This window comes from uncultured Bradyrhizobium sp., from assembly GCF_947648125.1.
Lineage (GTDB): Bacteria > Pseudomonadota > Alphaproteobacteria > Rhizobiales > Xanthobacteraceae > Bradyrhizobium.
Genome location: NZ_CANSMR010000041.1, coordinates 25,589 through 48,718 on the forward strand (window position 1 = coordinate 25,589; position 23,130 = coordinate 48,718).

At 65.1% G+C, this 23,130-nt stretch carries 22 protein-coding genes; 17 read left to right on the forward strand and 5 right to left on the reverse strand.

What is annotated here, in order from left to right; all coding sequences use genetic code 11:
• The first annotated feature begins 30 nt into the window (after window positions 1–30).
• The 9 genes from Q0030_RS37400 to Q0030_RS37440 all read left to right on the forward strand — a co-directional run bounded on the left by Q0030_RS37400 (window position 31) and on the right by Q0030_RS37440 (window position 9,864).
• Window positions 31–1,698, forward strand: coding sequence for an amidohydrolase (locus tag Q0030_RS37400; protein ID WP_298379133.1), 1,668 nt, complete (start codon window positions 31–33; stop codon window positions 1,696–1,698).
• Complete coding sequence (locus tag Q0030_RS37405) at window positions 1,698–2,786, forward strand: GTP-binding protein (protein ID WP_298379135.1); 1,089 nt, start codon at window positions 1,698–1,700, stop codon at window positions 2,784–2,786. The genes Q0030_RS37400 and Q0030_RS37405 overlap by 1 nt, the downstream gene beginning before the upstream one ends.
• A 46-nt stretch (window positions 2,787–2,832) precedes the next feature.
• A complete protein-coding gene (locus tag Q0030_RS37410) occupies window positions 2,833–4,146 on the forward strand; it encodes an ABC transporter substrate-binding protein (protein ID WP_298379137.1) in 1,314 nt (437 codons plus the stop codon).
• A 1-nt stretch (window position 4,147) separates the two neighbouring features.
• A complete protein-coding gene (locus tag Q0030_RS37415) occupies window positions 4,148–4,879 on the forward strand; it encodes an ABC transporter ATP-binding protein (RefSeq protein ID WP_298379138.1) in 732 nt (243 codons plus the stop codon).
• Window positions 4,866–5,564, forward strand: coding sequence for an ABC transporter ATP-binding protein (locus tag Q0030_RS37420; RefSeq protein ID WP_298379139.1), 699 nt, complete (start codon window positions 4,866–4,868; stop codon window positions 5,562–5,564). Before Q0030_RS37415 ends, Q0030_RS37420 begins: the two co-directional genes overlap by 14 nt.
• A gap of 16 nt (window positions 5,565–5,580) precedes the next feature.
• Entirely contained in the window at window positions 5,581–6,447 is an 867-nt protein-coding gene (locus Q0030_RS37425; protein ID WP_298379140.1) for a branched-chain amino acid ABC transporter permease, read from the forward strand.
• A 5-nt stretch (window positions 6,448–6,452) separates the two neighbouring features.
• On the forward strand, window positions 6,453–7,472 hold the full coding sequence (locus tag Q0030_RS37430; RefSeq protein WP_298379142.1) for a branched-chain amino acid ABC transporter permease: 1,020 nt from the start codon (window positions 6,453–6,455) through the stop codon (window positions 7,470–7,472).
• A gap of 65 nt (window positions 7,473–7,537) precedes the next feature.
• Window positions 7,538–9,550: a tyramine oxidase gene (locus tag Q0030_RS37435; protein ID WP_298379144.1), complete on the forward strand. Its 2,013-nt coding sequence runs from the start codon at window positions 7,538–7,540 to the stop codon at window positions 9,548–9,550.
• The gene (locus Q0030_RS37440) at window positions 9,547–9,864 is read left to right on the forward strand and encodes a hypothetical protein (protein WP_298379146.1); all 318 of its coding nucleotides are present in this window, start codon (window positions 9,547–9,549) and stop codon (window positions 9,862–9,864) included. Before Q0030_RS37435 ends, Q0030_RS37440 begins: the two co-directional genes overlap by 4 nt.
• Here the strand turns inward: Q0030_RS37440 and Q0030_RS37445 are convergent.
• The 3 genes from Q0030_RS37445 to Q0030_RS37455 form a co-directional block, all read right to left on the reverse strand.
• The gene (locus Q0030_RS37445; protein WP_298379149.1) at window positions 9,850–11,202 is read right to left on the reverse strand and encodes an aminotransferase class III-fold pyridoxal phosphate-dependent enzyme; all 1,353 of its coding nucleotides are present in this window, start codon (window positions 11,200–11,202) and stop codon (window positions 9,850–9,852) included. The two genes, Q0030_RS37440 and Q0030_RS37445, sit on opposite strands and share 15 nt — an antisense overlap.
• 69 nt (window positions 11,203–11,271) lie before the next feature.
• Window positions 11,272–11,937, reverse strand: a complete 666-nt coding sequence (locus Q0030_RS37450) for an HAD-IA family hydrolase (protein ID WP_298379152.1) — start codon at window positions 11,935–11,937, stop codon at window positions 11,272–11,274.
• Entirely contained in the window at window positions 11,934–13,196 is a 1,263-nt protein-coding gene (locus Q0030_RS37455) for a Tm-1-like ATP-binding domain-containing protein (RefSeq protein WP_298379154.1), read from the reverse strand. Before Q0030_RS37455 ends, Q0030_RS37450 begins: the two co-directional genes overlap by 4 nt.
• Before the next feature lie 218 nt (window positions 13,197–13,414).
• On the opposite strand from Q0030_RS37455, the gene Q0030_RS37460 reads away from it, so the two are divergent.
• The 5 genes from Q0030_RS37460 (at window position 13,415) to Q0030_RS37480 (ending at window position 18,264) form a co-directional block, all read left to right on the forward strand.
• A complete protein-coding gene (locus tag Q0030_RS37460; protein WP_298379157.1) occupies window positions 13,415–14,899 on the forward strand; it encodes an aldehyde dehydrogenase in 1,485 nt (494 codons plus the stop codon).
• A complete protein-coding gene (locus Q0030_RS37465) occupies window positions 14,896–16,284 on the forward strand; it encodes a transaminase (protein ID WP_298379159.1) in 1,389 nt (462 codons plus the stop codon). Before Q0030_RS37460 ends, Q0030_RS37465 begins: the two co-directional genes overlap by 4 nt.
• Window positions 16,284–17,081 carry an SDR family oxidoreductase gene (locus Q0030_RS37470; protein WP_298379161.1) on the forward strand — a complete coding sequence of 266 codons (798 nt, stop codon included), beginning with the start codon at window positions 16,284–16,286 and terminating at the stop codon, window positions 17,079–17,081. Before Q0030_RS37465 ends, Q0030_RS37470 begins: the two co-directional genes overlap by 1 nt.
• Before the next feature lie 53 nt (window positions 17,082–17,134).
• On the forward strand, window positions 17,135–17,905 hold the full coding sequence (locus tag Q0030_RS37475; protein ID WP_298379164.1) for an SDR family oxidoreductase: 771 nt from the start codon (window positions 17,135–17,137) through the stop codon (window positions 17,903–17,905).
• A 98-nt stretch (window positions 17,906–18,003) separates the two neighbouring features.
• On the forward strand, window positions 18,004–18,264 hold the full coding sequence (locus Q0030_RS37480) for a hypothetical protein (protein WP_298379167.1): 261 nt from the start codon (window positions 18,004–18,006) through the stop codon (window positions 18,262–18,264).
• A gap of 167 nt (window positions 18,265–18,431) precedes the next feature.
• Here Q0030_RS37480 and Q0030_RS37485 read toward each other — a convergent pair whose 3' ends face one another.
• Complete coding sequence (locus tag Q0030_RS37485) at window positions 18,432–18,803, reverse strand: hypothetical protein (RefSeq protein ID WP_298379169.1); 372 nt, start codon at window positions 18,801–18,803, stop codon at window positions 18,432–18,434.
• A 333-nt stretch (window positions 18,804–19,136) separates the two neighbouring features.
• Here Q0030_RS37485 and Q0030_RS37490 point away from each other — a divergent pair, with 333 nt between their 5' ends.
• Both Q0030_RS37490 and Q0030_RS37495 read left to right on the forward strand, forming a co-directional pair.
• On the forward strand, window positions 19,137–19,697 hold the full coding sequence (locus Q0030_RS37490) for a hypothetical protein (protein WP_298379172.1): 561 nt from the start codon (window positions 19,137–19,139) through the stop codon (window positions 19,695–19,697).
• 225 nt (window positions 19,698–19,922) lie between these two features.
• Window positions 19,923–20,510, forward strand: coding sequence for a hypothetical protein (locus tag Q0030_RS37495; RefSeq protein WP_298379174.1), 588 nt, complete (start codon window positions 19,923–19,925; stop codon window positions 20,508–20,510).
• Between the two features lie 71 nt (window positions 20,511–20,581).
• Here Q0030_RS37495 and Q0030_RS37500 read toward each other — a convergent pair whose 3' ends face one another.
• Window positions 20,582–21,097, reverse strand: a complete 516-nt coding sequence (locus tag Q0030_RS37500) for a hypothetical protein (protein WP_298379176.1) — start codon at window positions 21,095–21,097, stop codon at window positions 20,582–20,584.
• 160 nt (window positions 21,098–21,257) lie between these two features.
• On the opposite strand from Q0030_RS37500, the gene Q0030_RS37505 reads away from it, so the two are divergent.
• Window positions 21,258–23,130 (forward strand): DUF5801 repeats-in-toxin domain-containing protein (locus tag Q0030_RS37505; protein WP_298379178.1); only part of this gene is annotated, 1,873 nt, incomplete at its 3' end.

Below are 23,130 nucleotides of genomic sequence, written 5' to 3' on the forward strand. Positions count from 1 at the left end.
CGGACTTTCCCAATCGAGAAGTTGCTCCGTATGAACAGGACATTCGCCGACACGGTCTTCCGCAACGGCCGGATCTACACGTCGAACCGGGAGCTGCCCTGGGCGACCTGCGCGGCGGTCAAGGCCGGCCGGTTCATCGCCGTGGGCGAGGAGCGCGATGTCGCGACGCTGGTCGGCGAGGGGAGCAAGACCGTCGATCTCGGCGGACGCATGGCGATGCCGGGGATCGTCGACATCCACAATCACATCATGATGGGCGGGCAGGCCGATCTCTACGAGCTGCGCTTCTCCAACGCCGACAGCGTGCCAAGGATCGCCGAGACCCTGCACAAGGCGGCCTCAGCGGCTGCGCCCGGCGCCTGGATCGTCGGCGGGCAGTTCGGCAACAATCTGCTGAACGAGATGAACACCGCGGAGTCCTGCGCGCTGCTGGATGCGGCGTGCCTCGGGCATCCCGTCGTGCTGCGCGACGACACCTATCACAATCGCTGGGCAAGCTCGGCGGCGCTGCGGTTGGCCGGCGTTGAGGCCAATACCCCCGATCCGACCGACGGCGAGATCGGCCGCGACCTCAAGACCGGGACGCTGACCGGGATCATGATCGAGGCCGCCTCGGGTCTGGTCGAGCGGGCGCTCGCGGCCTCCGGTCACTACACGGCCGAGATGGACCGCGCGGCGGTGGCGCGCTCGATCTCGGTGCTGAACGCCTATGGTGTCACCGCCTTCATCGACGCCGCCAGCATGCAGCCGATCATGGCGGCGCTGAAGGGGCTCGATGACCGCGGCGAGCTGACCGCCTGGGCGGTCTGCGCGATGCCGGTGGTCGAGCCGGGCTTCATGTTCGGCAAGGCTGGCGAGGAACTGTTTGCGCTGCGCGAGCAGTATCGCGGCGCGCATGTGAAGCCGGACTATGTGAAGGTGTTTCTCGACGGCGTGCCTGGCGCCAAGACCGCCGCCTTCCACGAGCCCTATCTGGCCGACCCGGTGCGCGGCTGCTGCTTCCGCGGATCGACCATGCTGACTGTGCCCGACCTGATCCGCTGGCTCGGGCGCTGCGAGAAGCTCGGCCTTGCGGCGAAGATCCATTGCGCGGGCGATGCCGCGGTGACGCAGGCGCTCGACGCGATCGATGTCGTGCGCAGCTTCAACGGGGCGACCCATCTGGTCCACCAGATCGCCCATGCAAGCTACATCGCGCCCGACGACATCAAGCGCTTCGCCGAGCTCGGCGTCGCGGCCGATCTGTCGCCGATCATCTGGTATCCGACCGTCTTTCTCGAAGCGCACAAGGCTGCGATGGGCGAGGAGCGCGCGCAGCGCTTCTGGCCGAACAGGGACCTGAAAGACGCCGGCGCGCTGATGGCCGGCGGTTCGGACTGGCCGGTGATCCCGATCCCCGATCCCTGGCAGGGCATCGAGGGCATGGTGACCCGGCAAAATCCCACCGGGGATTTTCCCGGAAAGTCGTTGTGGGCCGAGCAGGCGCTCGATCTCGCCACCGTGATCGACATCTACACCATCGATGCCGCGCGTGCGGCCGGCCTGGGCCAATCGATCGGCTCGATCGAGGTCGGCAAGTCGGCCGACCTGATCGTGCTCGACCAGATGATCTTCGACATCCCGCCGGACCAGCTGGCCGACACGCGGGTCGAGATGACCTTCTTCGAAGGCCGCAAAGTCTACCAGCGGGGCGCGTGATGATTGCGGCGGATCAGATCCCGGTCACGGTGCTGACCGGTTTCCTCGGCAGCGGCAAGACCACGGTGCTGAACCATCTGCTGCGCCAGCCCGAGCTCAATGGCGTCGTCGCCATCATCAACGAGTTCGGCGAGGTCGCGCTGGATCATCTGCTGGTCGAGAGCAGCAAGGACCGTCTCGCACTGCTCGACAATGGCTGCATCTGCTGCTCGGTCCGCGGGGACCTGATCGAGACGCTGGCCGATCTCGCCGCCCGCCGCGCCACTGGGGCGATCCCGCCGTTCCACCGCGTACTGGTCGAGACCACCGGGCTCGCCGATCCCGTGCCGGTGCTGCACACACTGATGACGGCGCCCGATGTCCTCAGCCGCTATCGGATCGACGGCGTGGTCGCGACGGTCGATGCTGTCAACGGCGCGCATACACTCGAGGCGCACAGCGAAGCCGTCAGGCAGATCGCGGTCGCCGACCGGCTGCTCGTGACCAAGACCGATCTTGCCGCCGAAGAAGAACTGGCGCGGCTCGATACGAGGCTTGCCGCGATCAACCCGGTCGCGACGCGCGCGCATGTGCGGAACGGAATCGTCGATCCGGCCAGGGTTCTCGACGCTGGCCTGTTCGATCCGGCGGCCCGCTCCGCCGATGTCGTGCGCTGGTTCGATCTTGCAGCGCAGGCGGCGAACGCGCCGCATCATCACGCCGATCACGGTTGCGACGGCGCGGATTGCGGCCACCACAGCCATCACGCGCACGATGCCGACGTGTCGTCCTACAGCCTGATCATCGACGAGCCCATCCAGCGCGACGCATTCGCGCGCTGGCTCGACTATGTCGCGGCGCTCAAGGGCGAGGACCTGCTGCGCTTCAAGGCGATCGTGCATGTCGCCGAACAGCCCGATGCGCCGGTCGTGGTGCATGGCGTGCAGCATGTGTTCCATCCGCCGATCACGTTGCAGGGCTGGCCGTCGGCGGACCGGCGCTCGCGGCTCGTCTTCATCGTGCGCGGCATCCCGCGCCAGATCATCGAGAACACATTGTGCAAATTTGCCGCGGTGAGCCGGGCGGCGATCCAGCAGTCGGCGGCGTGAGCCCGAGATCGAACAATTTCATCATTGGTTATGGAGGGAGAGGGACATGACTGAGACAAAGAATGACAAGACGTCCGGCCGGCTCGACCGGCGCACGCTGCTGAAGGCGGCCGGTGCGACCGGTCTCGCATCGGCGATGAACGTGCCGCTGGTCAACGTCGCGCGGGCCGCCGGCAACACCATCAAGATCGGCTGGGTCGGATGCCTGTCCGGCGTCCGCGCGCCGTTTGCCGAGCCCGACACTTGGATCCATGAACGCATCAAGGCCCGGCTCAAGGACGGCCTGAAGATCGGCGGCAAGACCTGGCAGGTCGAGTTTGTCTTCAAGGACAATCAGTCCGATCCGAACCGTTCGTCGGTGGTCGCGAGCGAACTGGTGCTGCGGGAGAAATGCGATCTGATCCTGATCGAGGACGGCGACGCGCAGGCCCCGGTGCAGGAGCTCGCCGATGCCCGCGGCATTCCATCGATTTCGACCATGGTGCCGTGGCAGGGCTGGATGTTCCCGCGCAAGTCGACCCCCGACAAGGGCTTCCCTTACAGCTATCACTTCTTCTGGGGCGCCGATGACGTCGTAAAGAATTTCCTCGGCATGTGGCAGTCGGTCGACACCAACAAGAAGGTCGGCACGCTCTACATCGACAATCCCGCGGGCCAGGCGTTCTCCGACCCGAAGGTCGGTCTGCCCGGTGGCATTACCGGGGCGGGCTATCAGGAATTCTCCGCCGGAAAATTCCAGATCGCGACCGATGACTTCACCAACCAGGTGTCGTCGTTCAAGAGCAACGGCGTCGATATCGTCTCCGGATTTACCTACGGCAATCACTGGGTGACGCTGTGGAACCAGGCGGCGCAGGCCGGCTTCAAGCCGCAGATCTGCACGGTCGCGGCGGCTTTCCTGTTCCCAAGCGCCGTGAACGCGCTCGGCGATCGCGGCGACGGCATGTCGACCGAGGTGTGGTGGACGCCGGCCTATCCGTTCAAGTCGTCGTTGACCGGGCAGAGCGCCGCCGAGCTCGCCGCGGAATGGGAGAAGACGACGGGCAAGCAATGGACCCAGCCGATCGGCTACGCCCATGCCCTGTGGGAGGTCGCGCTGGCGGCATTGCAGAACAGCGACCCGAAGGACAAGAACTCGCTGCGCGATGCCATAGCGGGTCTCGACATGGAGACGGTGGTCGGACCGGTGAAGTTCAAGGGAACGCCGATCAAGAACGTCGCGGTGACCTCGCTGTCCGGCGGGCAATGGCGCAAGACCAAGGGCGGCAAGGCGAAATACGAGCTCTTGATCGTGCACAACGGGACGGCGCCGTTCATCCCGAAGCAGGCCGATCTCGCATTGCTGTCGAAGCTCGCCTGAGATGGCACCGCTTCTGCGCGTCAGCGGGCTGTCGAAGCGTTTCGGCGAGATCGTGGTCGCCGATAACGTCAGCTTCGAGCTGGCGCGCGGCGAATGCCTCGGCGTGATCGGCCCGAATGGCGCCGGCAAGAGCTCGCTGCTCAACCTGATCGTCGGCCTGCTCACGGCCGACGGCGGTTCGATCATGCTCGACGACAAGGAGATATCGGGCCTGCCGCCGCATCGACGGGCGCGGATGGGGCTCGGGCGGGCGTTCCAGATCCCGCAGCCCTTTCCGCATCTATCGGTCTACGAGAACGCGCTGGTCGCGGCGTCCTACGGGGCGGGTCTCTATGGCGAGGCGGCGTCCGACTGGACCATGCAGGTGTTGCAGCGGACCGGGCTCGACGCCAAGGCGGACAAGCTCGCGGGCGCCTTGCCGCTGATCGATCGCAAGCGGCTGGAATTCGCCAAGGCGCTGGCCTCGAAACCGAAGCTGATCCTGCTCGACGAGATCGCCGCCGGGCTGACCGAGCCCGAGGTCGAGCGACTCGTTGCCATCATCAAGTCGGTGAAGGCAGATCACGCCATGATCTGGATCGAGCACATTCCGCACGCGCTGCGCGCGGTGTCGGATCGGATCATGGTGCTCGATTTCGGCCGCAAGGTGCTGGAAGGACCTCCGGCCGAGGTGATGGACAGCGCCGTGGTGCGCGAGATCTACATGGGATTGAAGGCCGATGGCGTTGCTTGATGTGAACGGCCTGCAGATCTTCTACGGCGATCTCCAGGCCGTGTTCGACATGAATTTCACCGTCGCCGACGGCGAGGCGGTGGCGCTGGTCGGCGCCAACGGCGCGGGCAAATCGACGTTCCTGAAGGCGTTGGTCGGGCTCAACGAGGAGCGGCGCGGGGCGGTGCATTTCGACGGCATCGACATCTCGCAGATGCCGGCCGAGGAGGTGTCGCGGCTCGGGCTCATCATGGTGCCCGAGGGGCGCCTGCTGTTCGACTCGCTGACCATCGAGGAGAACCTGCTGATGGGCAGCGTCAACCGTCGCAAGGGCAGCTGGACGCTGCGGCGGGTGTTCGACCTGTTCCCGATCCTGGAAGAGCGGCGGCGGATGTTTCCGGGCCAGCTCTCCGGCGGCCAGCAGCAGATGGCGGCGATCGGCCGCGCGCTGATGTCGAACCCGCGGCTCCTCCTGTGCGACGAGATCTCGCTCGGGCTCGCGCCGGTCGTGGTCGAGCAGATCTATCGCTCGTTTGCCGACATTCGCCGCGAGGGTACTGCCGTCGTGCTGGTCGAGCAGGACGTCAAGCGCGCGCTCGCGACATCGGAGCGGATCTATTGTCTGTTGAAGGGGCGGGTGTCGCTGACCGGCCTGGCGCAGGGGTTGCAGCCGGAGCAGCTGACGCACGCTTATTTCGGTAACTAGCCAGGATTGGCACGACATGATCTGGGTTGAGACATTGATCAACGGGGCCCTGCTGGGCGGGCTCTACGGCCTGCTCGGCATCGGGCTCGCACTGGTGTTCGGCGTGATGCGCGTCGTCAACATCGCGCACGGCGAATTCATGGTGCTGAGCGCGTTCTGCGCCGTGCTGCTTTCCAACCTGTTCCCGCAGGTCTCGCCGCTCTTGATGCTGATCCCGGTGATCGCGCTGTCTTTTGCGGTCGGCTGGCTCTACCAGGCTGCCATCGTCAACCGGGTCGTGACGTCGCCGGATCCGCTGTCGCCGCTGCTGCTGACCTTCGGCGTTTCGGTGATCCTGCGCAACGTCATGGTCGAGTTATTTGGAGCCGACGTGCGCAGCCTCCAGGTCGGCGAGCTGTCGCGCGCCAGCCTCGAGATCGGCGGCCTCAACATCGGCATCATGCCGCTGCTCACGCTGGTGCTCGCCGCGCTGCTGTTCATGGCGCTGCAGCTCGTGCTGCGCCATACCGAGTTCGGGCGGATCGTGCGTGCCACCGCCGACCGCCGCGACATCGTCCGGCTGTCCGGGGTCAAGCCGGACCGGGTCTATAACTATGTGATGGGCCTGTCGCTCGCGCTCGGCGCAATCGGCGGTGTGCTGCTCGCGGTGCGGTCGAGCTTCACGCCATTCTCGGGGGCCGAGCGGCTCCTGATCGCCTTCGAGGTCGTGGTGCTGGGCGGGCTCGGCTCGTTCTGGGGCGCGCTGCTCGGCGGCATCGCGCTCGGCATGGCGCAATTGATCGGGCTGAAGATCGATCCGAACGCCGGGCTGCTCTACGCGCATCTGCTGTTCTTCATCATGCTGTTGATCCGCCCGTCGGGTCTCGTGTCGAGCAGGGTGTGACGCCGATGCCGACACGGACAATTCTCCTGGCCTGCGCTATCGTGCTGGTCGCTGTTATCGCCGGCGCACCCTTCGTGCTGAATGAAGGCATCCTGCGGCTTGCAACCGAATGCCTGCTGCTGCTGACGATGGCGCAGATGTGGAACCTGCTGGCGGGTTACGCCGGGCTGGTCTCGCTCGGCCATCAGGTCTTTATCGCTTTCGGTGCCTATGCGCTGTTCCTGACCTCCGGCTGGCTCGAGGTGACCCCGATCTGGGTGTTGCCGGTGGCGCCGCTGGTGGCCGCGGCCGTCGCGGCGATCATCGCCTTTCCGCTGTTTCGTTTGCGCGACGCCTATTTCTCGATCGCGATGTGGGTGTTTGCCGAGATCATCGGCGCCTTCACGATGAAATCGCAGGCGGTCGGCGGCACCTCGGGCGTGCCGCTCGCGACCAGCAAGCTGATCGATTTCGACTGGTTCGAGCCGACCATGTTCTGGCTCGCCGGCGGCTTGACCCTCGTCACCATCGCGGCGCTGTATAAAATGATGACCTCGAGCTTCGGCCTCGGGCTGATGAGTGTGCGCGACAATGATCTGGCCGCGATGAGTGTCGGCGTCGACGTCCGGCATAATCGCTTCATCGCCTTCGTGCTGTCGGCGGCGGGATGCGGGCTTGCGGGTGCGCTGAGCTTCATGGGCAATTTGTTCATCGCGCCGCTGGCGGCCTTCGACGTCAACTGGTCCGTCTACATGATGTTCATCGTGATCATCGGCGGTATCGGAACGCTGGAAGGCCCGATCCTCGGCGTCATCATCTTCTTTGGCCTGCGCGAGCTGATGACCGGGCCGCTCGGCCTGTCCGGCGGCTGGTATCTGGTTGGGCTCGGCATCATAGCCGTCGTCGTGATGATCGTGGCGCCGCGCGGCATCTGGCCGGCCTTGCGCGATCGGCTCGGCGTGCGGCTGCTCGACGTCCACCGTGCCGCGCCAAGGCCGACCACGGCCACCATCCTGCCGGGCGCGTCGGAACGGGTTACCGGATGAGGCAGGCCTTCACGCCGTCACCTTTGCTTGTATTCTGAGCGTTCTGGCTTCGAGTGGAGGGCGTGATGGCTCTGAGATACCGGCATGGTGGATGGGCATTGGCCGGCCTGATTGCGGCAATGATGGCGGCGCCGCTGCCGGCGCAGGCCGAGCGCAGGATGTGGCCGCAGGCGGCCGCGATGCACCCGATGGACGGGCTGACGACGGACGAAATCCGTTCGGTCTCCGATATCCTCCGCGGCGCCGGCAAGTTCGACGATGCGACGCGGGTCGTTTCCATGACGGTCGACGAGGATCCCAAGGACGAGGTGCGGGCGTGGAAGCCAGGACAGCCGTTCACACGGCGCGCGAACGTGACGCTGCTGAGCGGCGGGCATCTCTACGAGGCGCATATCGATCTCGCCGCGCGCAGCCTGCTTGGCTGGGACGAGGTCAGGGATCATGAGGCCGCGCTGACCATCGACGAACTGATGTCGGCCGGTGATCTGCCGAAGCAGGACCCGCGCTGGATCGCCGCGATGGCCAAGCGCGGCATCACCGACTTCCACAATGTGCTGTGCCTGCCGCTGACGGTCGGGCCGGTGAGCGACCCGGCCCTGAAAGGCCGCCGTCTGCTCAACGTTCCCTGCGTCGACACCACGGGCGCTGTCAACAATCTCTGGGGCAAGCCGATCGAGAACCTGGTCGCCCAGGTTGATCTCAAGAGCAAGACCGTGTTGTCGGTAACCGATCTCGGCGTGGTGCCGCCGCCGGCGCAGACGCCTTCACACGCCTACGCCGACTCCGGAAAATACCGCAAGCCACCGAAGCCGATCGAGATCACCGCGCCCGAGGGCAGCAATGTGAAGGTGGAGGGCGGCCAGGTCCGCTGGGACAACTGGTCGTTCCATGTCCGCCTCGAGCCGCGCGTCGGCGCGGTGCTGTCGCTCATCCGCTACGACGACCACGGCACGTTCCGTGACATCGCCTACCAGATCTCGGCGAGCGAGATGTTCGTGCCCTATATGGATCCGGCGCCGATCTGGTCGTTCCGCGCTTATATGGATATAGGCGAGTATGGTTTTGGCGTGCTCTCCAGCGAATTGCAGCGCGGCATCGATTGCCCGGAAGGCGCGCATTTCCTCGATCTGACGATCTCGGACACCAAGGGCATGCCTGTCGTCTCCAAGGGCGCGGTCTGCATCTTCGAGCGGCCGACCGGAGATCCGATCTGGCGCCACAGCGAACTGCTCAACAACACTGCCGAGGTGCGGCCGAACAATGAGCTGGTGGTGCGGATGGCGCCGGTCGTCGGCAATTACGACTATCTGGTGGACTACGTGTTCGATCGGGCCGGCAATATCGACGTGCGGCTCGGCGCCTACGGTATCGACGCGACCAAGGGCGTTGCGAGCCGCAATTTGAGCGACCCGACGGCGAAGCAGGATACGGCCTACGGGACGCTGGTCGACGAGCGGCTGCTGGCCGTCAATCACGATCACTACATGACGTTCCGAATCGACATGGACGTCGACGGCACTTCGAACCGGCTGGTCGAGGATCGCTTCAGCGTCCACCGGCTGGATGAGGGCCAGCGCAAAAGCCTCTGGCAGGTCGACACCAGGCCGGTTGCGACCGAAGGGCCGATCACGACGCCGCTGAGCGCGGCGCAGTTCAGGATCGAGAGTACGGGCAAGACCAACAGCCGCGGCTATCGCACGAGCTATCAGCTGATGCCCGGCCACTCCGACGTCTCGCTGCTCGCCAAGGACGATCCGATCCAGTTGCGCGCAGGGTTCAGCGCCTACACGCTGTGGACCTCGGCCTACGCCAAGGACGAGCGATACGCGGCAGGCATGTATCCAAACGAAAACCCTGACGTCGATGGCCTGCCGAAATGGACGGCGGCGAAACGGCCGATCGAGGATCGCGACCTCGTGCTGTGGTACACGGTCGGCTTTCGCCACGTGCCGCGCGCCGAGGACTGGCCGGTCATGCCGGGCCTGTGGCATGGCTTCCGGCTCCGTCCATTCAACTTCTTCGATCGCAATCCCGCGCTCGACGTGCCGCCGATGGTGAATGCCAGGGACAGCAAATGAGGGGCCGTGTGCATCGCGCGGGTGCGCTGGCCGGCGTGCTGCTGGCGCTGTTGGCGGTGCAGCCAGCCGCGCCCGGCGCGGCGGCGGAAAGCGGCGCTGACGATGCGTCCTTGCTCTATCTGAGCAGCGGCGACTGGCAGCGCCAATCCGCGCCGCGCAAGGTCGCGCTGGCGGCCGATTTCATGCGGATCTTCTGCACCGATCAAAGAATGTCGGCATCTTCGCTCGCCGATTGCCTCGACCGCGACAAGGCCGATGGCGCGCCGTTCGAGCGTGCCATGGCCTGCGTCAGCGCGCTGTCAGCCGGCCGCTGAGAGCCCGGCGTCGATCCCTTCGGCGATCGCCTTCACATCCAATGCGGTGAGGATCAGGGGCGGGGACAGGATCAGGTTATTGCCGGAGACGCGCAGCATCACGCCGGCCTCGTAGGCGCTATCCGCTACCTTCGCCATCGTCTTCTTGTCGGCGGGTTTCTTGCTGTCGCGATCGGCGACCAGCTCGAGCGCCGCCATCAGGCCCTTGCCTCTGACGTCGCCGACCAGCGGATGTTTGGCCTTGAGCGCGGCCAGCGCCTGCGCGAGGTCCTTGCCGCGCGCGGCGGCATTCTCGTCGAGCTTGAGGCGACGGGTCTCGGCCAGCGCCGCAAGGCCGGCGGCGCAGCCGACCGGATGACCCGAATACGTGTAGCCATGGCCGATCGAGCCGAAACTGGTGGTGTCAGTCTCGAAGGCTTCCGCGACCTGCTCACCGATCAAGGTCGCACCGAGCGGGAAATAGCCCGAGGTGATAGCCTTGGCCATCGTCATCATGTCAGGCTTCACGCCCCAGAGACGCGAGCCCGACCATGCGCCGGTGCGCCCGAACCCGGTGACGACCTCGTCTGCGATCATCAGGATGCCGTGCCGGTCACAGATCTCGCGCACGAGCTTCATGAAGCTGTCCGGCGGCACGATCACGCCGCCGGCACCTAGCACCGGCTCCATGATGAAGGCCGCGATGGTGTCGGCGCCCTGGAACGCGATCTCCTCCTCCATCGCCGCCGCGCAAAGCTGCGCGAGCCTGGCCGGATCGGTCTCGTTGAAGGGATTGCGATAGGTCGACGGCGCCGGGATATGGAATACGCCGGGCAGCATCGGCTCATAGTTGCGGCGGAAATTGGCGTTGCCGTTGACCGACGCGCCGCCGAAATGGGTGCCGTGATAACCCTTCTTCAGCGCCAGAAACTTGGTGCGGTCGGCCTGGCCCTTGATCTTCCAGTATTGCCGCGCAAGCCGCAGCGCGGTCTCGACCGAGTCCGATCCACCCGACGTGAAGAAGGCGCGAACCATGCCTTCCGGCTTGAACCATTCGGTGAGCTCGTAGGCGAGCTCGATCGAGGGGCCGCTCGAGGTGCCGCGGAAGCCGGAATAATACGGCAGCGCGCTGAGCTGATCTGCGATCGCTTGCTTGATCGGATCGCAGCTGTAGCCGAGGTTGACGTTCCAGAGGCCGCCGACCGCATCGATCACGGTGTTGCCGTCGATGTCGGTGACGTGGACGCCTTCGCCCTTCATCACGATCCGCGGCGGCTGCGCCTGCATCTCGGCAGGATGGGCCATCGGGTGCCAGATCGGCTTGGCGTTGTTCTCAACCAGGAAGTTTCTGTCGCGCATGATCGTTCTCTGTCTGGTTTTGACGCGTTTTCTTCATGCGAACCGGTACCGACTTCGCTCGAAAACGCTTTAGTCGAATTGCAGCCCGAAATGCCGCAGCGCCTCGCCGTAGGATGCGGCCGGGCTGCGCACGTCAAACAGCACCGTGCGCATGTTGCACGCAGCGGCGCCCGTGATGTTGCGGCGCTGGTCGTCGACGAAGACGCAATCTTCTGCTTCCAGCGCCAGTTCGTCCAGCACGCTTTGATAGGCCCGCGGATCGGGTTTCAGGATCCCGGTATGGGTCGCATCGACGATGGTGTCGAAGCGCCTGAGGATCGAAAGGCGGGTGCGGAAATCGGCACCGTAGAACAAGTCGAGCTCGTTCGAGAGGATCGCCAGCCGGAACCCGGCGTCGGCGGCGAGGGTGATCGCGCGGGTCGCCTCGGGGCGGATCACGGTGTCGGGATCGGCGCCGCGCGCGCGCTTCACGAAGGTTTCCATGTCGCGCCAGTCCTCGCCGACCATGCGCCCGACCTCACGGCTGCGGGTCAGCCAGTAGTCGCGCTCGGAAATCTCGCCGTGCTGCATCGCAGTCCAGAGCGGATCGCTGTCGGGGGCAAATGGTCCGAGCCATTTCAGCGTGCAAGGTGCGAGCCCGAGCGCGCGCTCGGTCAGGTCATGAGTCTCGAACAGAGTCTTCGAGATCACGCCGCCGAAGTCGAGCACCAGCGCCTTTGCGAGCGGCCTCGTCATGCGGCAACCGTCGCGCGGCCGGGGCGGACAATTCCGGCCGCGACCCAGCGATCGAAGATGCCGAGCACCGTTGCATTGAATGTCGCGCTGTTGATGTGGTCCTTGATCTCGTGCAACTCGACCGGTGGCCGGACCGCCGACCGCATCGCATCGACGAAGGCGGCGAGGGCGTCGGGATCGTGCAGGGCTTCGCCTTCGCGGTCCCATTGCTGGATGCCGCCGGCGGGCAGCACAAAGGCGACCGGCGCGCTGGCGCCGGCCAGCTTCTCCGCAATCGCGTGGGCGATCCGGCGGCGATCTGCGGCTCCCGAAGTCGCCGACGCGAGCAATCGGTTATGCGCATGAAAGGGCCGATCCGACAGCTCGTTCGGAACCCCAAGCCACGCCGGGAAGTCCACCATGTCGACCGCCCCCGGGGCGACGATTTGTGGAATGCCGGCCTTGCCGGCATTCTCCAGCCGGTCGGCGCCTGAATTGACCACCGAGCCGGTGAGCTGATTGGCGACCTCCTGCAGGCTGAGGTCCAGCACCGCGGCAAAGCCGCCTTGGGCTGCGATCGATTCCATCGCGCGGCCACCCATGCCTGTGGTGTGGAAGACCACCACCTCGTAGCCGCGCTGCTCCAGCTGCGGCTTGAGCTCCACCATGTAGCGCAAGCAGCTCTTACCGAGCGATGTGATCGCAACGACCGGCCGGTCCCGGCTCGGCTTGCTGGCGCTCTTCGCCGCGCCGACGATCGCGCCGCAGGCTTGCGACAGCACGGCGGTGCAGGTGCCGTTGAGGCCATAGAGGCCACCGGCCCACAGGATCATCATCAGATCGGCGGCGACGCGCTCGGGCGGGATCAGATGCGAGAAGGCGACGGTCGAGACGATCAGCTTCGGCAGGCCGAGCGGCAGCGCCTGTGCGACGTCGAGCGCAAGGTCGGTACCCATCGTGCCGCCGATCGCGATCACGCCGTCGATCGCACCGCGCTGTGCAAGCTCGCGCGCCAGAGTCGCAGCGCCGACCGCCATCAGCGACATCGCGGAGTTTTCGTCGCCGCTGGATGCGATCGCCGCGATCGTGGTCTGCGCAGCGGCCGCTACCGCATGCTTGTCATGAGCCGGCTGATACGGCGGATCGCCGAGCACGCTGATGTCCATCATGATCGTTGTGCCGCCGGCGCGGGTGATGCACTCGCTCATGAACAGCAGTTCGTCGGCCTTGGTGTCTCCAGTGCCGATCAGAAGAATACGGGGCTGCGTGATCTCGGGCATGACCTTCGGCTTGCCGGCGGCGTGAGGGATGTGGACGAGTTGGTTTGCACCCAGCGGGCAGGGCGTTCGGCCATCGTGCGAACACGCTATGAGGGCGCTGGCCGCGGCGACATCCACCTATCGGTTGATTGCTGCCAAAGCCTTGATTTGGCGAGGATTGCGCCATGCCAGCGGTCCCGGGTCGGGAGCCGCTTTTGTCTCCGTCATGATGATCTCGCATGCAGCAAGCCCAGATCGATCTGTTACGCTCGGCCGCAATTCCGGCCCAGCAGCTCTTCATCGGCGGCCGGCCGGCGCAGGCGATCGGCGAGGCACGGCTCGATGTGGTGTCGCCGATCGACGGCCAGGTGCTGACAACCATTGCAGACGGCGATGCGGCCGATATCGACCTTGCGGTGAAGCGGGCGCGGCAGGCCTTCGAGCAGGGAAGCTGGTCGCGCGCGGCACCGGCGCAGCGCAAGAAGGTGCTGCTGCGGTTCGCCGATCTGATCGAGCAGCACGCGCTCGAGATCGCGGTCCTCGGTGTGCGCGACAACGGCACTGAGATCAGCATGGCCTACAAGGCCGAACCGCTGTCGGCGGCCGGAACTATTCGCTACTACGCCGAGGCGATCGACAAGGTGTATGGCGAGATCGCGCCGACCTCAGGTGACGTGCTGGGGCTCGTGCATCGCGAGCCGCTCGGCGTCGTCGGTGTGATCGTGCCGTGGAATTTCCCGCTGATGATCGGGGCGTGGAAGATCGGCCCTGCGCTCGCCGCCGGAAACTCGGTCGTGGTCAAGCCTCCGGAACTGGCATCGCTGACGCTGCTGCGGCTTGCCGAGCTTGCGACCGAGGCAGGCCTGCCGGACGGCGTGCTCAACGTCGTCACCGGCCGCGGCGCGTCGGCGGGCGAGGCGCTCGCGCTGCACATGGATGTCGACGTGCTCGCCTTCACCGGCTCGGGCGCGGTCGGCCGGCGGCTTCTGGAATGCTCGGCGCGGTCGAACCTGAAGCGGGTTCACCTCGAGCTTGGCGGCAAGTCGCCCAACATCGTGTTTGCCGATGTGCTCGACATCAAGCATGCGGCCAAGGTTTCCGCGAACGGCATCTTCCGCAATTCGGGCCAGGTCTGCGTCGCGGGCTCGCGGCTGCTGGTGCAATCCGCGATCTACGATCGCTTCATGGATGCGCTGCTCGACGCCACCCGAAAGCTCAGGGTCGGCGATCCCCTCGATCTGACTTCGGATATCGGCGCCATCTCAAGCAAAGTGCAGTTGCGTAAGAACCTTGATGCGGTGGCCCACGCGGAAGCGCAGGGTGCGAAGCGGCTGATCGGCGGCGAGCAGATCCGCGCCGAGAGCGGCGGCAACTTCATGGCGCCCGCGATCCTCACCGAGGTGACGCCGTCGATGGAGGTTTGGCGCGAGGAAGTGTTTGGGCCGGTGCTGTCAGTCACGCGGTTCGACGGCGAGGATGATGCCGTCGCGCTGGCCAATGCGACGCCCTATGGGCTTGCCTCGGCGGTGTGGACCGGAAGCCTGTCAACGGCGCATCGCATGGTGCGCGCCATCAGGGCTGGCGTCGTGCACGTCAATGCCTATGGCGGCGCCGACATCACGGTGCCGCTCGGCGGCTTCAAGCAATCCGGCTTTGGACGCGACAAGTCGCTCCATGCCCTCGACGCCTATACCGACCTCAAGACCGCCTGGATCGCGCTATGACATCAACAACTACTGAGCGCGCAGGCGTTCTGAACCGCTTGCTCGATGCCGAGCAGGAACGCTTTCGGGCATTGCATCCGCGATCGGCGGCGGCTTGGCAGGATGGCAAGCAGCATTTCCTCTATGGCGGCCCGTCGCACTGGATGCGGCGCTGGGCCGGCGGCTTCCCGGTTTATGTCGACGAGGCCCACGGCGCGCATATCAGGGATATCGACGGCCGCGACTATATCGATTTCTGCCTCGGCGATACCGGCGGCATGTGCGGGCACGCGCCGGAGGCGGTGACGGAAGCCGCGCTGCATCAGCTCAAGCGTGGCGCGACCATGATGCTGCCGACGGAGGACAGTATCTGGGTCGGCGCCGAGCTGTCGCGCCGCTTCGGTCCGAAATACTGGACCCTGACGACGTCTGCGACCGATGCCAACCGCGCCGCGATCCGCATCTCGCGCATGATCACCGGCCGGCGAAAGGTGCTGGTGTTCTCCGGCTGCTATCATGGCGGCGTCGAGGAGGCGCATGTCGAGATCCGCGACGGCCGCGTCGGCTTGCGCAACATGATCCATCCCAACGGCATCGATCATGATGCCGTGAGCCGGGTGGTCGAATTCAACGATGTCGCGGCACTCGAGGCGGCGCTGGCGCAGGGCGATGTCGCCTGCGTGCTGACCGAGCCGCTGATGACGAATTTCGGCATGATCCCGGTCGATCCCGGTTTTCACCAGGCGTTGCGCGACCTGACCCGCCGCGCCGGCACCGTGCTCATCATCGACGAGACGCATACGCTGTCCTGCGGACCGGGCGGCTACACGGAGAGCCACGGGCTCGAGCCCGACATCTTCGTCGCCGGCAAGGCGATCGCGGGCGGCATCCCCGCCGGTGTGTTCGGTCTGAGCCACGAGATCGCCGAGCGGCTCTGGAAGCTCGTGCCCCACGTCAATCCGCGCGAGCGGCAGTCCGCGCATCTTGGTTTCGGCGGCACGCTTGCCGGCAACGCGCTGACGGTCGCCACCATGCGCGCGGTGCTGGAGAAGGTCCTGACCTCAGCGAATTATGAGCGGATGATCGGAACCGCGACCTCGCTCGCGCGGGAAGCGCGCCGGCTGATCGAGGCTGCAGGACTACCCTGGCACGTCACCCAGATCGGCGCGCGCGCCGAGATCATGTTCATGCCACACCCGCCGCGCAGCGGCGCCGACGTCATTGCGGGCCGGCAACCCGATCTCGAGACCTTGCTGCATGCGTTCTACATGAACGAGGGCATTCTGGTGACGCCGTTCCACACCATGCTGCTGATGTGTCCGGCGACGTCGGGGCGGGACGTCGACAGGCACACGGCGGTGTTCGCGCAGTTCATCGATTTGCTGCGCGGCGCGGGAGCAATCTGATGCAGGCGATTCCGTTCAATCTCGACGGCCGGGTCGCCATCGTCACGGGCGGGGGCAGGGGGATCGGTGCCGCCATCGTGACACGGCTCGCGCAGGCCGGCGCGACCGTGGTGATCGCCAACCGGACGCTCGATGTGGCGGAGGCGCTGGCGCGCGAGCTGGCGGCCGACGGACGGGTCGCGCATTGCGTGCCGTTCGACAAGTTGGACCGTAGCAGCTTGCGGGCGATGGTTGACGATGTCGCCGCTCGATACGGCCGGCTCGATATCGTCGTGCACAACGCCGGCGGTTGTCCGTGGGCCTCGCTTGACGAGCTCGATGAAGCAAAGCTCGACGAGACGCTGGCGCTCAATCTCAACGCCAGCATCTGGCTCGCGCAGGCCGCAGTTCCGCGTATGCGCGCCGTCGGCTTCGGACGCATTCTGGTGACATCCTCGGTCTCGGCGCGCGTCGCGATGGGCGGCGGCGCGCACTACTCGGCGGCGAAGGCCGGCGTCAACGCATTCATCCGCGGCGCTGCATTCGAGCTCGCGCGCGACGGCATCACGGTCAACGGCGTCGAAGCCGGCTTCATCGAGAAGCCCGGCCGCGGCACCATGAGCGCGCCGGAGAACAAGACGAAGCTCGAGCGCTTCATTCCGATGGGGCACATGGGGAGTGCCGACGACATCGCCTGCGCGATGCTCTTTCTCGCTTCCACCGAGGCCAAATATGTCACCGGGCAGACTATCGTCGTCGACGGCGGTTCGACGCTGCCGGAGACCGGATTTGCCGTCGAACGACAGTGGGGACTCTAGATGAGCATGATCTTTTCGGAGAACCGGTTTCCACTTTTCCGGATCATGCTCTGATGCCGCGGCTGGACGGAAAGACCGCGCTGGTGACGGGTGCAGCCACGGGGATTGGCCGGGCCACGGCTGTGCTGCTGGCGTTGAGCGGCGCGCGCGTCGTGCTGTTCGGGCTCGGTGACGCCGAGTTGCAAGCAGTCGCCGCGGAGTGTGGAGGGCAGCCGGTCCATGGTGACGTCACCCGGCCGGACGACATTGCCAACGCCGTCGCCGCCTGCGGCGCGTGGCTCGATATCGTCGTCAACGCCGCCGGCCTGATCGTGCCGGATCAGCCCGCAAGCGTCTCCGACGAGGTCTGGGCCAGGACGCTCGACGTCAACCTCACGGGTACCATGCGGGTCTGCCGGGCATCCCTGCCGCTGCTCCGGCAGCGCGGCGGCGCGATCGTGAACATCGCCTCGGTTGCGGCGTTCAATGCCAGCCCGGACAGCGCAAGCTACGCCGCCAGCAAGGCGGCCGTCGTCGCCTATACGCGTTCATTGGCCTACGCCCACGGCGCCGACGGCATTCGCGCCAATGCCGTGGCGCCCGGTTGGGTGCGGACGCCGATGAGCGCTTATGAAATGCAATTGCTCGCGGACCAGAATGGCACCACCGCCGAGACCGAGTTTCGCGGCGTCGAACGGCGGATCGCACTGGGACGGATGGCCGAGCCCGCCGAGATCGCGGCGTGCTGCCTGTTCCTGGCCTCCGACGAGGCGTCCTTTGTGACGGGAGCGGTGCTGGTCGCCGATGGCGGCGGCCGCTCGCCGACGCAGAATCGTGCCGTGTAGACGGCCGGTTGGCGTCGCGTCGCGGGCGGCCGGCACCTTGATAAGGACCGGCGGATTTGGCACTCTCGCGTCGTCACGTCATTCGATCGAGGGGCGTTATGAACAAGTCATTTTCTGCGATCATTGCCGCGGCCGCTTCAATCGTCGTTCTGTCATCGACGGCGGCGCGATGCGGCGACTATCCGTTTGGTGATCCGCCGTACCGGCTGGACTACGTGCAGGAGCCTCAGATCGAATCTGGCTGCTGGAAATGGAATTGGCAGCAGTATCAGTGGCAGGACCACTGCCCGGTCTACGTCTATCCGAAGGCGTACATGTTTTCACGATCGTCGCGCGTCGTGCTCCGCACCAAGGGGTGAGGAGCGGCCGGCTTCGTGTCGCGCCGATCGGTGCGACGCGACGCGCAGAGTAACGCGTGATCGAGCCGGCCGAATCGCTATCGCGCCTCGTTTGAGCATGATCTCCGCGCGGGCGCGGAGCGCTGACAGTGGGAAACCGCTTCGCGCTTTTCCGGATCAGGCCTTGATCAGTGTGCGATGCTGCAGGCCACCTGGTGGTGCTTGCCGAAGTTGAGCAGCGCGTTTTCCCGGAAGCCATCCAGCCAGACACCACGGCCGGCATAACGATAGCCGACGCCCATCGGCACCAGCCGCACATGCACCCCGCCATGGCCGGTCAGCAGTGAGGCCGTGACCACTTCGCCCTCCACTGACACGGCGCGCGGGCACAGCGGATATTGATGACCGTTCTCGCAGGTGAACACGATCTCGGTGCAGGTGCCGACCGGCGCTTTCGTGACGAGGCCGAGGTCCGCGGCCGCCGCCGGCCGGGAAGCGCCTGATAGCGTTGCGCCCAAGGCCAACATGCCCGCGACCATGTAGCAAATCCGAATACGCATCAGTGCCCCCTCGTCCGGCGATAGGCTAAGTAATTGAGCAAAAAATATCTCGCGCTAAATGAGCAAAAAAAACCTCCAAGGTCAAACCGCTCCGCCCAGTGCAGCGCGGCGGGCTAAGCCAATCACCTTGGGGATTGAGCGTTAGGTGTTGCAGCTTTGGTTCAGTGGAACGGAATTAAGTCGAAGACTGTCCGGCTGCGACAACGTGCCTTTACTGGCCACAATTGGCCTGCGAGTGGTGAGGGACATCTGAGTCGTTTCGCAGCGACTGCTTCCAAGCGCCTGACCGGATCGCATCGCGAACGGGTTTCGGGGCGAACATCGGGGGTGGGAATGAACTTTCGTGGTGCCATTGCAGGTTCGCTACTGACCTTGATGATCGTCTCCGCGTCGTCGCTGACGACGCATGCACAGGCACCATCTCCTCAATCGGCGAACGGCCGGTACGCGGCGGCTCAGCCCGCTCAGGGCACTCAATCCTTCTCTGGTCCCAGCTTTCGCAAGGGCCTCTGGCGCTTCATCCGAACGCTCGACGTCGTCAGGACTGCGAACAAGAATTTCAAGTATCGGGTGGTCAACGCAGAAACGACCCGCTGCGTCGACCCAACCTATGCCATGAAGGCGACCTTCTCGCCGGATCCGATCGGAAACTGCGTCTCGGACAAGCCTGAAAAGGTGGGCAATCAATACACCTTCGGGCATCGGTGCGATTACATGGGCGCGGTCAGCACCGTCATCACCGTGCGCAGCGACGAGGCCTATACCGAGCTCAACGAGGTCAGCACCGGAGAGAATCCCAGGACCGATACGGTCGTCGCGACCAGGATCGGCGACTGCGACGACGGAGGTGCAGCCAACTCCGAAAAGTCCGCTCCGGCGCGTTTGCAGCACTAGGTTGGCGATCAGTCAGACAGGCTAGCAGGCAAGCTTGCCAGCATCAGCTCGTGGGCGCTGAGGCACGGGCCCGATTTGCGACGGGCCCGGACCGGTCCCTTTCGTCGGGGCGTGGATCCGAGAGCGGAGAAACCTCAACCAAAAAGGATCAGTATTTACTCGACCTTAACGCGAAGTGTTCTGGAATGAAGTGAGGTTGCGCGTGCTTCAAGTCGAAGTCACGCGATGCGCATCACGCGGCCGATAAGGATTCAACAAATGACTTCGCGTGAGGGCTTCGGGCAGTCGAAGGTCTTCGCATGCAAGCTTGGCGCCGTGATCGCGCTTTCCGTGTCCTTCTCCCATGGCGCGGTGGCCGATGACGGCTTCAACGGACCGACTTTCCGGAAAGGCATGTGGCGCTTCGTGCGGACGATGGAGCTCGTGTCGCCCTCGAACGTGCGGCAAAAGCTGCTCGAGCGCGAAATGATACGCTGTGTCGACCCGACCCAGGCGATGAAGGCGACGTTCTCATCGCCGTCGATCGGAAATTGCCATTCTTCAAGGCCTGAGAAGATCAGCAACAGGTATGTCTTCTCCAACCGGTGCGACTACATGGGGCCGGTGAGCACCGTCATCACGGTGCTGAGCGACGAGGCCTATACCGAAGTCAACGAAGTCCACGGCCAGGCGCCGAGGACGGACCGGGTGGTCGCCCGTCGGATCAGCGACTGCCACGAGGACAGGGCTGCGCTTGTCCAGCAGCCAGCCGCCGCGCCGAGCGAGGTCTCGCGCGAACTGGAGCAGGAGACGGCAGAAGGCGAGCCGCTCTAAAGCGGAGTTCAGGCCCGGAGCGGCTGGGCTCCGATGCGCGCGCCGGAGGCTAGGCAAGATCGGCGGTCGCGTCAGATCTTCTGCCGGCCGCCAGGCCCGCTCACGTTGACCGTGATCTTGTGAATTTCGGTGCGGCCGCCGTGGTACTTGACCTCGATGGTCAGGGAGTCGTCGCCGAGAAATTCGGGCGGCGCCTTGTGGAAGGCGACATAGGCGGGCACCTCGAGCGCCAGGCAGGCCTTGTAATTGGTCGTCTTGGCGTTCGCTGTCTTCACCACCACCTTTCCCGCGGCCGGTGACGTGACCAGACGGATAGTCGGCAGCGGCCCCGACGTGCAATCAGGTAACACGTTGAGGTAGATGCCGATTTGAGTGTCCCGGTTGGCCACGGCGCGAACCTGGCGTTCGACCGTGGTTTGCTGCGGGACTGGCGTTGGGGCTTGTGCGGATGCCGCACCGATCGAGCTCCAAAGCAAAACCGCGGCGCATCCCTGACGAATCACCCGCATCGACCACTCCAAATCACCGGCCAGCATGGGCCGTGCCCGGCGGCCCGTATCGACTTTCGACCGAACCGAATCGGCCAAGCCGTTGTTCTCGCAGCTGCGACCTGTTCGATCTTTACCACACTCGCAGGGAAAGCATTGATTAACCAAATACATTTCTTGACCGGGGGGAGGGTTAACAATAGCCTAAAACTAAATTTTTCTACAATTTTTCCTCTAATCGCATTTTGCGGAGTCGATAATGCAGGGTTCGTTTCAGGTCGCGCAGGCTACCGGCACCGGCAATTCCACTAATTCGGCTCCCCTACGAATTTACAAGCTGACCAAGCCGCTGACCGATCAGGCGGTGGTCGTCAATCTTGGATACGACCAGAAGGCGAAAGTCGACTTCTCGTCGATCGCCAATGAAAAGATCACGCTGGTTCATATCGGCGAAAAGCTGATCATCCTGTTCGACAACCAGTCGACCGTCACGGTTGAGCCGTTCTTCGACTCCCGCGCGGATGGACAGAACAACGTCACGATTGAGATGGCGCCTGGTCGCGACGTCTCGGTGCAGGAATTCGCAAGCCTGTTTCCGATCAGCACGGACTCCTCCGTGTTGCCGGCGGCCGACAATGGCGGCAACTCGAACGGCAACGCGCAGGCGAGCGGTGCGAACTTCCGTCCGTTTGCGGTGGATGATCTCGGTCCCGTTCCCACCAACGTTCTGGCTGGGCCGGAAACGCTGCCGAATCCCAACGACACTGGGCCGACCGGTACCACGCTTCCCCAGACGTCTACTCCTGCTGCCCCCACCATTTCCCTGGGCGCCGCGCCGGATCTGGCGGTGGACGAGAGCTTCCTGACCGTTGCGACCAACGGGATCGCTGGCTCCGGGCTCGGACCCGCAGGATCGACCGTGGCGACGGGGCTGATCCCGTTCTCGATCACCGTGCCCGGTGGCGAGAAGTCGCTGACCTTCGCGCTGTCGATCAGCGCGCAAGGCATCGATTCCGGTCTGATCGATTCGCAGACCGGCAACCACGTGTTCCTGTTCCTGGAGAACGGACAGGTTGTCGGCAGGGGAGGAGGTCAGAACGGCCTCGCCAACTTCACGATCTCCGTGGACGCGACCGGCCACATCACGCTCACCGATCTTCGCTCGATGCACGAGGGCACCGGCGAGGTGGGAGGTGACATCAACGAAGGCGTACATCTGCCGTCCGGGATGGTCACGCTGACGGCGACGGTGACGGATAACAACAACCAGACCGGTACCGCGACCGCCGATGTCGGTCCGCATCTGACGTTCCTGGACGATGGTCCGGCGATCTCGCTGAGCGGGACGACGAGCTCGCTGAACACGTTCGAAGCGTATCTGTCGGCCGCGACCAACGCGGGCATCAACGGCTCGACGCCCGATGCGTCGCCGACGCAGGGTCATACGCTGGACAAGGAGAACTTCGCCGGCGCGTTCACGATCGTGACCGGCGCCGACGGTGCGACCACGGCGTATGCGCTGAGCATTGCCGGTAACGGCACGGTGACCAATCTCATCGACAGCGCCTCCGGTCTCGGCGTCGTGCTCGACCAGAGCGGCAACACGATCTCCGGCTATGTGGCCGGCCACGAGGGCCAGGCCGCCTGGCTTGTCTTTACACTGACGATCAACCCGGCGACCGGCGACGTGACGCTGACGCAAGACCGTGCGGTGCACGAGAACACCGCGTCGAGCCCGGATACCCATGAGGGCATCAGCCTGACCGGCGGCCTGGTGACGCTGACGGCGACCGTGACCGACAATGACGGCGACAGCGTAAGCCAGAAGCTCGATCTCAGCTCGCATGTCACCTTCCACGATGACGGCCCGTCGATCTCGCTGAATGAGACGGTCGTCTCGCTGAACACCTACGAGGCGTACCTGTCGGCCGCGACCAACGCCGGCATCAACGGCTCGACGCCGGACCTGGTGCCGACCCAGGGTCATGCCCTCGACAAGGAGAGCTTTGCCGGTGCGTTCACGGTGAAGACCGGCGCGGACGGCGGCACCACGGCCTATGCGCTGAGCATTGCCGCCAACGGCACGGTGACCAATCTCATCGACAGCGCCTCCGGTCTCGGCGTCGTGCTCG